Source organism: Winogradskyella schleiferi (assembly GCF_013394655.1).
GTDB lineage: Bacteria > Bacteroidota > Bacteroidia > Flavobacteriales > Flavobacteriaceae > Winogradskyella > Winogradskyella schleiferi.
The window spans coordinates 696,834-710,190 of record NZ_CP053351.1 but is presented as its reverse complement, the minus strand read 5'-3'; the positions used below and the strand labels follow the sequence as shown (position 1 = coordinate 710,190).

Genomic DNA, 13,357 nt, shown 5'->3' with positions numbered 1-13,357 from the left:
TATAACAAATTAATTTTCTAATTAAACTCAAATTCCCGCACTGAGTTTTCCCCTTTTGGGGAAATAAAAGGGGCTTTTTATCATGAGCAAATTATATCCTCCCATAAATTTTAAAGAATGGATTGAAGACAACCGTCATTTACTAAAGCCACCCGTTGGCAATAAAGTGGTTTGGAAAGATGGTGATTTTATTGTTATGGTCGTTGGTGGACCTAACAGTAGAAAAGATTACCACTACAATGAAACGCCTGAATTTTTCTATCAGATCGAAGGAAATATGATTTTAAAAGTCATTGAAAATGGCGAACCTAAAGACATTCATATTAATGAAGGTGACATTTTCTTATTACCTCCTAAAGTTCCACATTCTCCGCAACGAGGCGCATATACCGTAGGGTTGGTTATTGAATATCCTAGAGAAAAAGGTGTAAAAGATGCCTTGGTTTGGTTCTGTGAGAATTGTACTACCAAACTCTATGAAGAAGATTTTACCGTAGAAAATATTGAAACCGATATGCCTGTAATTTTTGATAAATACTATGGCGACAAGGATAAACGCAAATGCCCTAATTGTGGAGCGGTAATGGAACCGCCGAAGAAGGTAAAAGTAGAGTAAAAGCTACTTCTAATTTCCCCAAAAGGGAAAAACGAAGCTCTAATTAAAAAAAAATAGGCTTTCGCAGACATGTCAAACGAGATGCTTTGACCTCGATTAGCATAACAACTATGAATTAAAAATCCTTATAATTCCCAAAAGGGAAATATTATAGATTAAACTATGAAAGACAACGCTAAGAGTTCTTCCCACTTGGGAAAGTCAGAAGGGGCTCGTAAACTAAGAATAAACGGCCATTCGCATCTTCTTCCCTATCCTGAAGAAATTCCTGAATTTATGAAAGATAAAGGAATTTTCTGGGTTGATAAAGATCGCAAATTCATGCTTCAGAAGGATTGGAACAGACCCATTACAGATTCTAGTTTTTTCTTGGATGAAAAATTAGCTTGGATGGAGCATTTTAAAATTGACCATGCGGTTGTTTTAAATTTATCTCAACTCTATGGAAATGGATTGCGCCTGGAAGAAATGAAACAAGCTTTGCGTTTTCAAAATGATTTTAATGCACGTATCCAACATGAAAATCCGAGCAAATTTACTTGTGGCTTTGTGGTTCATCCTGGTTTTGTCAGAGGCGCCTGTTGGGAAATTGAGCGCTGTGTAGAAGTCTTAGGTATGCAACTGTTATGTTTACCCACGCATTATATGGATACTATTGGGACATGGCGTTGTATTTTTGATGAAGAAAACGAACCTATTTTTGAATTGGCAGACAAGTATAATCTCGCTGTAGAAATTCATCCTTATGATGGTGAAAAATTTATAAAACTAGAAAATACCTCTTGGCGTTTTCACTTAATATGGATGTTGGCACAATGCGCAGATGCTTACCATTTTTTAACTTTAAATGGTTATTACGAAAAGTATAAAAACATGCGTGTTTGTTTTGCTCATGGTGGTCAATTAGCACAAATTAATTTAGGACGACGTATTCAAGGATTTGACGGACGCGCAGATCTGTTTGAAGGAAAAAGCCATCCAAGAAAAGCAGTTGGACATAAAAACATATTCTTTGACACCTTAGTACACGATACTGGCGGATTGGAATTACTGATTAGAAACCAAGGTTCCAAACAAGTCATAATGGGATTGGATGATCCCTATCCACTTGGTGAAATGGAAAGCGAAAAGCAATCGTCTTATCCTGGTAAAATTCTAGACCTCGCTGCTGAGCGAAACATAATAACAGAATCCGAACGTAATGCCATTTGGGAAGATAATGTTATTCAATGGTTATGTGGAGATGATGAAGCTGCCAAAGAAAAATTAATTTCTCGAATCACATCTTAAAACCTTTCTAACCAAATATTATTTCTATATTTAAAGTCAAATCAACTACTATAATTATGAAAAAAATTTGAGGTTACTTGGCTGTTATTGGTATTGCGCTAATCGTATTACCATACTTTGGACTAACTATTATGTTTTTGGGTAAGATTGATGAATTAGGAGTATCCGCAGCTTGGGCAATAAAAATAGGTCTTATTGTTTTAGGCGCTATTCTATTCTTCATGGGTAAATCTGCTGAAACGAAAGAAACAGAACTAGAATTGCCGAAAGAAAATACTGCAGAATAACATAAAATTCATTTTTTATAAATAATTGACAATATGCATTTCTTGCCTGAAGATTTAGACAACTATGTTATTGCACATTCTGAACAAGAACCAGAATTGTTGCAACAGTTGACTAGAGAAACCTACCAGAAAGTATTACAACCTATTATGCTCAGTGGACCATATCAAGGTCGTGTGTTAAGCATGATATCCAAATTGGTTCGTCCGAAATCAATTTTAGAATTAGGAACCTTTACCGGCTATTCTACATTGTGCTTAGCTGAAGGACTGGAAAAAAATGGAGCGTTGCACACTATTGATATCAATGAAGAATTAGTGAATTTTCAAAGAAAGTATTTTGATCAATCTAGTTTTGGAAAGCAAATTATTCAACACACAGGAAGTGCATTGGATATTATTCCTAAATTAAACTTAACATTCGATCTTGTCTTTATAGATGCTGACAAACCTAACTATTCTAATTACTTCCATTTAATAATTGAGAAATTGAATGAAGGTGGTATCATATTATCAGACAACGTGCTATGGCACGGAAAAGTTGTGGGACCCTTGGATGAAAAAGATAAATCCACTAAAGCCGTTTTAGATTACAATACGCTTCTTAAAAATGATGAACGCATTGAAACCGTTCTTTTACCCATAAGAGATGGCCTGACTATTAGCAGGAAAAAATAAAAACCAAATCAAATAGTTGAGATTATAAGGGATAAAATGAAAGAAATTCTACTTTCTTAAAAATCAGAAATCATTTGTTCCTTTTCAACGAGCCTGTAAAGTCTTCAAGATCGTCCTTTACTTTATTGATTTCATCTTGAATGTTTTTGGTAGTATCCTTATCAAGGATATTATTTTCCTTGGCACTTTTCGTTACCTCATTCTTAATATCATTGGTCGCATCTTTTATTTGACGCATCCCTTTACCTAAACCACGAGCAATTTCGGGCAATTTATCGGCACCAAAAACTAATACAACAATAAATAATACAAAGATTATTTCTGTGGCTCCTATGAATAATAATGTTAGTTGATGTATCACGATGCAAATATAAAGTGAGTTTATTAAATAATACCAATTCTAATTTAAAATAAAAAAAGCCGACTTAAAAAAAATCGGCTATATTATTATTGAACTTCCAAGTTTAATCTTTTATGTTACTCTTAAACCTATCAAATTGACTTTCCTTAACCTCTTTTGGCCACGAATTATTAGACGTATCTATATCGGCAGTTTCCAAATCAGGATCCACAACAATAGACACAATTTCCTTATCGCTCGCTATTGCTTTGCTAATTTCGTTATCGTTAAATCTCCAAACTTGAGCAGGATAAGTTTCTCTTCCTTTGGTGCCGTCCGCATAAGTAAATTCTACAATAATTGGCATTACTAATCCGCCTGGTTTATTAAAAGTAACTTGATAGAAATATTTCGGTGTCTTTAATTCCTTTTGCTCTTCTGGCGTAAAGTTATCCATAATATATTCTTTTACAGTCGGTAGATTGTCTATAGACTCTGCTTTTTTCATCGCTTCATCATAACCTTCTGTTCCCTCTTCAATAAAATACACTAAGCTGTTTGGTTCCCTATTGTTACGTTCTGCCAATAGTTTTCCATTTTCATTTGGTGTACCCGAAACTGCAAATTTCTTAACCTCTTTGATACCAATATCTACATAATCTGTGGTATAGAACCAACCTCTCCAATACCAATCTAAATCAACTGCAGATGCATCTTCCATAGTTCGGAAAAAATCTTCAGGTGTCGGGTGCTTAAACATCCAGCGTTGCGCATATTCCCTAAAAGAATAATCAAATAATTCACGACCCATTATGGTTTCCCTTAATATATTTAATGCTGTGGCTGGTTTGCCATACGCATTGTTACCAAACTGATAGGTATTTAAACCTTTGGTCATAATTGGCGCAATATAATCTTGATCACCTCCCATATATGGCACTATTTTATGTGCAGGACCTCGTCTTGATGGGTACATTTTATCATTTGGTGATAAAGCCGCAGGATACCATTCTGCAAAATCTTGCTCAGCAACGTATTGGGAAAACGTGTTTAAACCTTCGTCCATCCAAGTCCATTGACGTTCGTCACTATTGACGATCATTGGGAAAAAGTTATGTCCGACTTCATGTATAATAACACTGATCATTCCATATTTAGTTCTATCAGAATAATTGCCTTCCTTATCAGGACGACCAAAGTTGTAACATATCATTGGATATTCCATTCCCATTGGTGCGTGTACAGAAATCGCTTTGTGATAAGGATAATCAAAAGTCAATCTAGAATAGGATTTTAAGGTACTCGCGACGGCTTTTGTTGACCATTGCTCCCAAAGCGGGTTTCCTTCTTTAGAATATAAGGATACAGCCATAACATCTTTATCTCCAATTTTTACAGCCATCATATCCCATAAGAATTTACGAGAGGTCGCAAAACCAAAATCACGAACCATTTTCGCCGAAAGTTTCCATATTTTCTTGTCCTTACTTTTTGTTTTTTCTGTCACTTCAGCTTCGGCTTGGGTCACGATCATAACTGGTTCGTCATAAGATTTTTTTGCTTGCTTAAAACGCTTCATCATATCATTAGTAAATACCTCTTCCCTATTTACTAAATGTCCTGTTCCATCTAAAATATGATCTGCAGGTACAGTAATATTCACATCAAAATCTCCGAATGGCAAGGCAAATTCATCGCGTCCCCAAAACTGGGAATTTTGCCAACCTTCAACATCATTGTAAACTGCCATACGTGGATAAAACTGAGCCATGACGTAGATTCGGTTATCGTTTTCTTCGAAATATTCGTATCCAGAACGGCCGCCATCCCTAACATGGTCATTAATATTGTACCACCATTTTATTTGGAAAGAAAACTTTTCCTCAGATTTTAAAACCTGTGGCAATTCTACGCGCATCATAGTGCGATTTATCATATAAGGCAAATCCTTACCGTTCAAATCCTTCACGTGCTCTATATGAAAACCTCCATCAAACGATTCTTTTAAATACGATTTTACAGCACCAGAAGATGTCGTCAAAGGAGCAATACTAGAACTGCCAATTAACGGCGTTTTAGAATCCCTTGATCGCATATTCTGATCTAATTGTACCCAAAGGTAGTTTAAATCGTCTGGAGAATTATTAGTGTAAGTTATGGTTTCGTCTCCGTAAAGTTTTGCATTTACATCATCGATTTCAATATCCATTTTGTAATCTGCCTGTTGCTGATAATATCCTGGACCAGGCGCGCCTGAACCCGTCCTATACACATTTGGCGTGGCAAATTCATCATATAACTGTTTGAATTTGTTTTCATTAGTATGTCCTTGTTGACGCTCTGACTTTTGTTCATTTTGAGCATAAGCGCTAAAAGTTGTAAAAAGTAAAACGTACAAAAAGTATTTGATAATTTTCATATTAAATTTTTAATTTTTTTAAAAGAGGTGCCAAAAATAGGGATTTATGATGGTTTAGAAAGCTATTTATTTAAAGTTTAACATGCATGAATCGTTCTCTGGAACCAACAAAAAGCTCTTGTTTTTGTTCAAGAGTTTTAGGCGAACAATATTCTGCTGTTCTGAAAATGCATCGAATAATAATTGATTGGTCACTTCTATGGATTTTATTTCTGAAATATGCTCAATTTCAAGATAGCAATAGGTAATATCCTCCTTGTATTCCTTTCCCAGAAATTTGAAATTAACATTATTACCATTAACCTTAAATTTCAGTTTATCTGTCATATAGCGCTCCATATAGTTATCTATGACTTCATCATCACTATCTGGATCTAAGGTGATATTCTCATTATAGCGTTTGCGTAATAAGGTTTCAAAATCGTCTGTAAAAACCTGACTTATAATTTGAAGAGACTGTGCTTCTTTTGAATATTCAATCTGAGTAACACCGACATAATATTCGTGATTGTAAGTAGAAGACGTCAGAAAAGGAAGGCTTAAAAAAGCTATTATTAGGCTAATTGATTTCATGCTTATGATTGTAATTTCTTTCTGTGTTGCAATACACGTTCCAAAACTAATCTTTAGACACTGATTTTCTGTTTTCTTGGTAAACTTTTAACTTTGTCTGCATAAATTCAAGCAACTCAATGTCGTTGTTTTCGTTGCAGATAGTCAAGAATTCTTCATCTTCTTGACAAAACAAAAAGTATTCGTTGCGTAAATTTTCAGACAAAGTATCCTTTTCAAAAAGAAAGCTTTCATAATCACGTCTAAAACGTTCTACACAACGATCTCTATCATCTAATGCAACAATGGCTTTCAACTTTTTTGTGCGTCCGCTAATGGTATTTAACAATTTGTGGAGATTAACGCCACCACCCAAACCAATATAACCCATAGGACCTGCATCTGCATCATGTAGTTTCCGTTCGTTCTGAGTCAACGGTTTACCAGTATAGCCGGGAATACCCAAATCGTAAAAGTCAATTTCTGTTTTGGCATCTGAGTTTTCTATATCAGACTCAAGGCTTCCCGTTAAAATTTTACCGACAACAACTTCATTCAACTCGTTGATATTTTCTATAAGCTGTACATTAAACTGCCCTAATTCCATTATAGATGACGTAATCACAAATTCTTGTTTTTGATATTTTACGCCAGAAATTACTAATGTATCTTGGGTTTTTGCAGGTATGACAAAACTACCATCTTCATTAGAAATAGTATATTTTGCTGATGTTTTATTCTGAATATGAAGTCCCTCGACCTCATCATTGGCAACGAGCTGACCTTTAAGGTCCTTTGTTTGTGCCCTTGTAAGACTTAAGGATAGAAATGTAAAAATTAAAAAAAGCGTTTTAATCTTTTTCACTTGTCTTTTTTAAGAACGACTTACTCAGCTGAGAAATCCGTTCCAATAATTGCAACTCCTTATCTTCTTCAAATAAGCTATCGTCAACATCTTGTTTTTCAACATAATCGGCAAATGCTTCAACTTGATCTAAAGGAATATCAAAATTATTATGAATGTAGTTGATACTATAAGTGTCCAAAGCTTGCTTGAAAGGTGTTTTCCCCTGTAATTGTTTTTCCTTTTCAGTTTTAAATTTAATTTTCCCGAGGTTATTACCATTAATATTCACGACTTGTTTAAGCAAAAAGCCTGTAACATTGACCAAATCTAGCATATTCTCCATACTTGGATTATATTCCTTAAAGGCTAAGTTATCTGCTCGAGTTTTGTAATCAGCAGAAAACTCAAAATCTTCAATATGATCTAAACCAAAATATACATCATCTAGACTTACATTGTAAGTTCTAACATTTTCAAAATCTACATTTAAGTTACCTGTAAGGTCAAAGGGCAGAATGACTACTTCATCCAATTTATTGATTTCCTCAACCAAAATAACTGTTAAACGCCTAGACGACATAACTTTTTCTGAAATTACAACCGTAAAATCCTTAAATTGTAATGCACCAAACTGAATAACGTCATTTAGAGCGACATCAATTTTAAAATAACCATCCTTGTCTGTAATGGCACCTTTGTTGGACGATGAATTAAAAACCGTTACACCTTCTTTATCTTCTGTAGTAACAATAATTTTACCATTGATGGGAATTCTTTTTACATCTTGACTAAAAGCTGTCAAAGCAAAAACACTAAATATTAATAGGAGAAATTTTTTCATCGTGTTAAGTTTGGTTAGTTTTATAAATTTCGGATTTATATTTGTGATATCGTAAAAAAGGTCGCCAAATTTTTGTTAAATGGTTTTATTCCGAAATTTCTTATTAATTTAAGTTTTTAAATTTTCATTCAACCAGAGAATCTATTTTTTAACACAAAACAATCAAATTTTGAAATCAATTATAATCGCCAGCACTTCTACTATTCATGGAAGTGGTTATTTAGAATATTTGATGGATGAGCTAAAAGTTCATTTTAAATCTGCAGATGAAATTTTATTTATTCCATATGCCAGACCAGGAGGTATTTCGCATGAGGATTATACAAAAACAGCGTCTAAAGCTTTTAATTTCATAGGAAAATCGGTTAGAGGTATTCACGAATATGAAAATGCGGAAGATGCCATTCAAAATGCACAAGGTATTTTTGTCGGAGGTGGCAACACCTTTGTTTTGGTGACTCAACTGTATAAAAATCAAGTTTTATTACCAATTAAAAATGCGATTGAAAAAGGCACACCGTATTTAGGTACCAGTGCTGGCAGCAATATTTGTGGTTTAACCATGAATACCACTAACGATATGCCAATAGTTTACCCTCCAAGTTTTAAGACTTTAGGGCTGGTACCATTTAATATTAATCCACATTATTTAGATCCCATTGTTGGCAGTAAACATATGGGAGAAACCAGGGAAACGCGGATCAAAGAGTTTCATGCCTATAATTCACAGCCTGTGATTGGCTTACGTGAGGGAAGCTGGATTGAGGTGAAAGGAAATAAATTAACCCTAAAAGGGAAACTTGACGCAAGAATTTTTGAGTATAATAAAGTGCCTTATGAGTTAGGTACAAATTGCGACTTGGGATTTTTGAAATAGATTTACACGGAGTTGTGTAAAGAAAAGAAGACACGAATTTCCAAAACTGTTCAAATTACAATTTTTTCAGAAAATGGTAACCTAAAATATTATAACCTTCATTGTAATAGAACTTGTGAGACGGATTATTTTGCACATACGTATTTAACTCTATAGTATTACAGCCTTTTTTTTGAACATAATTTTGAATCCACTTCATGAATAGCTTTCCTAAACCTTTATTTCTATATTTTGGCATAATATACACATGGTCTAATTCCACAGAATTTCCACTGTAATGACGTGTACAAAACCATAAACCGGTTACTGCGATTAATTCGTTACCAATGAAGACACCAGCACATTCATAGTTTTGGTGTTTCATTTCGTTGAAACGAGACATGAGTAATTCCTTACTCACTTTGCCATCATTCAAGGCGAAAACCAGCGGAATAACTTGGTTTAGATCTTCATTTGATATTAATTTGAATCGATAGTTCATATTCATAATTGCAGAGCTAAAAATAATCATTTTTAAAGTTCTTCTAAATAATTGAACTGAATTACTTTCATCTTAAACCAGATAATTCTATAATAATTAAAAGGTCCCAAATCAAAAAACTATAAATGCAAAAAAGCATCTTAAAAGACGCTTTTTCTGACTACTAATTCAAATAATTGATTACTTCTAGTCTTTGACTCTTCTAAAACGCAATAAAAATTCCGCCGCATCTGTAGCATTGGTTTTCTCTGCATGTCTTAAAGCTGTGTAACCTTCGTCACATGGCTTATGTAGTTTGGAACCTGCCTTGATTAGAACTCTAATTACGTCCACACGATTAAACTTAGCTGCATAATGAATTGGCATCATACCGTTAGATTTGGCATTGACGTCCACGCCATTGTTCAATAACCGTTTGACTTCTTCCGTATCTCCAATGGCGACGGCTTTACATAAGGGACTAACCTCCTCGGGTTTCGCAATAACGATAGTTACTTCAGATGCTAAGATGTTGTTTGATGCATTTACGTTACAAATTGAAAAGCCCAATGCTAAGGCTAAAACTACTGCTGATTTTTTCATGATGAAAGATTTTAATTTTAATTGATTTGTTTTTTGATTATATAATAAAAGACGACATGGTTTTCAATATGTTACAGTAAAACATCTTTATAACATTTCTTTAACATTCAGTAGATTTTAATACTTAAATCTGGTTTTATACGAATTATGCATAAATTCGGGTATGATTTTTCAGATATAGAAAATAAAAACTTTGATTTTTTTCAGTTTACAAAATCGTAATAAGTTAGTAAGTGTTATCTTTGAATTCATAAAATATTCTCACATGGACAAGAAGGTTATTCTTATGATTTTAGATGGTTGGGGAAAATCACCTGACCCAAAAGTATCAGCAATAGATAATGCGCAGACACCATTTATTGATTCACTTTACACCAAATATCCAAGCGCAAGCTTAAGAACCGACGGTTTGCATGTAGGTTTACCCGAAGGGCAAATGGGAAACAGCGAAGTTGGCCATATGAATTTAGGAGCTGGTAGAATTGTATATCAAGATTTAGTGAAGATTAATCTGGCTGTAGAAAATAAAACGCTTCGTGAGGAGCCGGTTTTGAAAACCGCTTTCGAATATGCAAAAGCCAACAATAAAAACGTACATTTATTAGGTTTGGTCAGCGATGGTGGTGTCCATTCTCACATTAAACATCTTTTCGGATTATTAAATGCCACTCATGATTATGGATTAGAAAACGTCTTTGTACATGCCTTTACAGACGGTAGAGATGTAGATCCTAAATCTGGTTATGGTTTTATTTCTGATTTAAAAGATCATCTCAAAAAAACCTCAGGAAAATTAGCCACTATAACTGGACGTTATTATGCTATGGATAGAGACAAACGCTGGGAACGTGTAAAATTAGCTTATGATGCTTTGGTTAAAGGAGAAGGCGAAAAATCCCGAAATGTTTTGCACTCCATTCAAAATCATTATGAAAATGATATTACGGACGAATTTATAAAACCTATTATCACTGTTGATGAAGAGAACAATCCTGTAGCCACAATTAAAGACGACGATGTCGTCATATTTTTCAATTTTAGAACCGATCGTGGTCGTCAATTAACTGAAGCTTTATCCCAACGTGATTTTCATGAGCAAAATATGCATAAATTGAATCTTTATTACGTTACCATAACCAACTATGATGATAGTTTTGAAGGTATGAAGGTTGTTTTCAATAAAGATAATTTGTCTGAAACTTTAGGGGAAGTATTGGAAAAACACCACAAAAAACAAATTAGAATTGCAGAAACTGAGAAATATCCTCACGTCACATTCTTCTTTTCTGGCGGACAAGAAAAACCGTTTAATGGTGAAACCAGAATTTTAAGAAATTCTCCGAAAGTAGCAACTTATGATTTAAAACCAGAAATGAGCGCTTTTGAATTAACAGACGCTTTGGTTCCTGAACTCAAAAAAGGAGAGGTCGATTTTGTTTGCCTTAACTTTGCCAATGGCGATATGGTAGGTCATACAGGAGTGATGGAAGCTGCTATAAAGGCTTGTGAAGCTGTTGATACCTGCGTAAAAAAAGTTATTACAACGGCTTTAGAGAATGATTACACCACCATTTTAATAGCAGATCACGGCAATTGTGAAACAATGATAAATCCTGATGGTTCGCCAAATACGGCCCATACCACAAATCCGGTTCCGGTTATCTTAATAGACAAGGATTTGAAAGCGATAAAAGATGGCATTTTAGGTGATATTGCTCCAACCATTCTGAAATTAATGGGCATACCACAACCCAAGGCAATGACACAAGAAAGCCTTGTTTAGCAATAAATTTAATCTATAATGTTACAAATTCAAATTGGTGTGAACCTCATATTATTGTAACTTTGCGCCTCAATTGAAGAAAAATAGCATGAATTTTCAAAATAGATTAATAGTAGCCGTAGATTTCGATGGCACCATTGTAGAAGATGCCTATCCGAAAATTGGAAAAACACGTATTTTTGCTTTTGAAACTTTAAAAAGACTCCAAGCCGATGGTCATCGGCTTATTCTCTGGACCTACAGAAGTGGTGCTAAACTCCAAGAAGCTGTCGATTTTTGTAAAGACAATGGAATTGAGTTTTATGCTGTAAACGCTAGTTTTCCAGAGGAAATATTTGATGATACCAGAAGTCGAAAAATCCATGCTGATCTTTTTATAGACGACAGAAACATAGGAGGTATTTTAGGTTGGGGAGAAGTATATCAGTTGATTACGAAAGAAGAACCTAATATTCCTGCTCCCCAAAAAAAATGGTGGCCTTTTTAAAATCAAATACCGTCTAAAGCATTTCAAAATAAGCCTTATCAATACTTTCCCTATGATCTGGGTGTGCAATATTTACCAAAGCATTTACACGGTCTTTAATGGTTTTTCCATATAAATTAGCAATGCCATATTCTGTTACCACATAATGCACATGAGCTCTGGTTGTAACTACACCTGCTCCAGTTTTAAGAAATGGCACTATTCTACTTATGCCGTTTTTGGTGATAGACGGAAGCGCAATAATAGCCTTTCCTCCTTCACTTAAAGATGCGCCTCTTATGAAGTCCATTTGCCCACCTACACCAGAGTAAATATTGGAACCAATGGAATCTGCACAAACTTGTCCTGTGACATCTACTTCAATGGCCGAATTAATGGCCACCATCTTTGGATTCTGCTTGATATAAGCAGCATTATTTGTATAATTTGAAGCGCGCATTTCTACAAATGGATTATCATCAACGTAATCGTATAAGCGTTTAGAGCCCATTACAAAGGTGGAAAGTGCACGTCCACGATTAATCTTTTTGTAATTACCGTTTATAACATCGTTTAAAATTAAATCTATAACACCATCCGAAAACATCTCGGTATGTAACCCTAAATCTTTATGATTATTTAGACGCGACAGCACAGCATTTGGAATTGAACCAATGCCCATCTGCAACGTGCTTCTATCCTCTATTAAATCAGCCACATAATCGCCTATCTTACCTTCAATGTCATTAGGTTTCGCCATTTCATGAACGGGAATTTCCTCATCAACTTCTACAAAATAATCAATTTCAGAAATATGAATTATTCCTGCACCATGTGTTCTTGGCATTTGGGAATTAACCTGTGCTATTACCGTTTTTGCGTTATCAATGGCTGCTAAAGTTGCTTCAATTGAAACGCCGAGCGAACAATAACCATGACGGTCTGGAACAGAAACATGAATTAAAACGACATCGAGTTCCAAAATTCGTTGTTTAAATAATCGAGGTAATTCGCTTAAAAAAACCGGTGTGTAAGAGCCATTTCCTGCCTTTAATGTATGTCTTACATTTTTTCCAATAAAGAAGGAATTCACATGAAAACTATCTTTCAATTCTGGGTTGGCATAAGGTGCTTCACCTTCGGTGTGTAAATGACATACTTCGATGTTTCGTAATTCTTCATGTCTCGCAGACAAGGCTTTTACAAGGGTTTGTGGCGCAGCTGCTGCAGCCTGAATATAAACACGATCATTAGATTTTACGACTTTTAAGGCTTCTTCTGCCGTTACTGTTTTATACATA

15 protein-coding genes are annotated in these 13,357 nt (G+C 34.7%); 7 read left to right on the top strand and 8 right to left on the bottom strand.

The features are described from left to right. Positions 1–82 precede the first annotated feature (82 nt). The 4 genes from HM990_RS03085 to HM990_RS03070 all read left to right on the top strand — a co-directional run bounded on the left by HM990_RS03085 (position 83) and on the right by HM990_RS03070 (position 2,868). On the top strand, positions 83–616 hold the full coding sequence (locus HM990_RS03085; RefSeq protein ID WP_178987536.1) for a 3-hydroxyanthranilate 3,4-dioxygenase: 534 nt from the start codon (positions 83–85) through the stop codon (positions 614–616). Between the two features lie 162 nt (positions 617–778). Further along, positions 779–1,906, top strand: coding sequence for an amidohydrolase family protein (locus HM990_RS03080; protein WP_178987535.1), 1,128 nt, complete (start codon positions 779–781; stop codon positions 1,904–1,906). 77 nt (positions 1,907–1,983) lie between these two features. Next, positions 1,984–2,193 carry a hypothetical protein gene (locus tag HM990_RS03075; protein WP_178987534.1) on the top strand — a complete coding sequence of 70 codons (210 nt, stop codon included), beginning with the start codon at positions 1,984–1,986 and terminating at the stop codon, positions 2,191–2,193. A gap of 33 nt (positions 2,194–2,226) precedes the next feature. Beyond that, positions 2,227–2,868, top strand: coding sequence for an O-methyltransferase (locus HM990_RS03070; protein WP_178987533.1), 642 nt, complete (start codon positions 2,227–2,229; stop codon positions 2,866–2,868). A 70-nt stretch (positions 2,869–2,938) separates the two neighbouring features. On the opposite strand, the gene HM990_RS03065 is transcribed toward HM990_RS03070, so the two are convergent. From HM990_RS03065 to HM990_RS03045, 5 genes are all read right to left on the bottom strand, one after another. Next, on the bottom strand, positions 2,939–3,229 hold the full coding sequence (locus tag HM990_RS03065; RefSeq protein ID WP_178987532.1) for a Sec-independent protein translocase subunit TatA/TatB: 291 nt from the start codon (positions 3,227–3,229) through the stop codon (positions 2,939–2,941). Between the two features lie 103 nt (positions 3,230–3,332). Further along, on the bottom strand, positions 3,333–5,627 hold the full coding sequence (locus HM990_RS03060; protein ID WP_178987531.1) for a M1 family metallopeptidase: 2,295 nt from the start codon (positions 5,625–5,627) through the stop codon (positions 3,333–3,335). Positions 5,628–5,693: 66 nt separating this feature from the next. Further along, the gene (locus HM990_RS03055; protein ID WP_178987530.1) at positions 5,694–6,200 is read right to left on the bottom strand and encodes a DUF6702 family protein; all 507 of its coding nucleotides are present in this window, start codon (positions 6,198–6,200) and stop codon (positions 5,694–5,696) included. 46 nt (positions 6,201–6,246) lie between these two features. Beyond that, positions 6,247–7,044, bottom strand: a complete 798-nt coding sequence (locus tag HM990_RS03050; protein WP_178987529.1) for a carboxypeptidase-like regulatory domain-containing protein — start codon at positions 7,042–7,044, stop codon at positions 6,247–6,249. After that, entirely contained in the window at positions 7,031–7,867 is an 837-nt protein-coding gene (locus HM990_RS03045) for a carboxypeptidase-like regulatory domain-containing protein (RefSeq protein ID WP_178987528.1), read from the bottom strand. Before HM990_RS03045 ends, HM990_RS03050 begins: the two co-directional genes overlap by 14 nt. 169 nt (positions 7,868–8,036) lie before the next feature. Here HM990_RS03045 and pepE point away from each other — a divergent pair, with 169 nt between their 5' ends. Beyond that, positions 8,037–8,744: a dipeptidase PepE gene (pepE, locus tag HM990_RS03040; RefSeq protein ID WP_178987527.1), complete on the top strand. Its 708-nt coding sequence runs from the start codon at positions 8,037–8,039 to the stop codon at positions 8,742–8,744. A 55-nt stretch (positions 8,745–8,799) separates the two neighbouring features. On the opposite strand, the gene HM990_RS03035 is transcribed toward pepE, so the two are convergent. Both HM990_RS03035 and HM990_RS03030 read right to left on the bottom strand, forming a co-directional pair. After that, positions 8,800–9,255, bottom strand: a complete 456-nt coding sequence (locus HM990_RS03035) for a GNAT family N-acetyltransferase (RefSeq protein ID WP_229719354.1) — start codon at positions 9,253–9,255, stop codon at positions 8,800–8,802. Between the two features lie 156 nt (positions 9,256–9,411). Further along, the gene (locus HM990_RS03030) at positions 9,412–9,807 is read right to left on the bottom strand and encodes an ankyrin repeat domain-containing protein (RefSeq protein WP_178987526.1); all 396 of its coding nucleotides are present in this window, start codon (positions 9,805–9,807) and stop codon (positions 9,412–9,414) included. A gap of 265 nt (positions 9,808–10,072) precedes the next feature. Between HM990_RS03030 and gpmI the strand changes: the two genes are divergently transcribed. Further along, complete coding sequence (gene gpmI, locus HM990_RS03025; protein ID WP_178987525.1) at positions 10,073–11,590, top strand: 2,3-bisphosphoglycerate-independent phosphoglycerate mutase; 1,518 nt, start codon at positions 10,073–10,075, stop codon at positions 11,588–11,590. 88 nt (positions 11,591–11,678) lie between these two features. After that, positions 11,679–12,077, top strand: a complete 399-nt coding sequence (locus tag HM990_RS03020; protein WP_178987524.1) for a BT0820 family HAD-type phosphatase — start codon at positions 11,679–11,681, stop codon at positions 12,075–12,077. Between the two features lie 13 nt (positions 12,078–12,090). Here the strand turns inward: HM990_RS03020 and HM990_RS03015 are convergent, their stop codons facing one another. Next, positions 12,091–13,356, bottom strand: coding sequence for an acetyl-CoA hydrolase/transferase family protein (locus HM990_RS03015; RefSeq protein ID WP_178987523.1), 1,266 nt, complete (start codon positions 13,354–13,356; stop codon positions 12,091–12,093). Position 13,357: the final 1 nt, after the last annotated feature.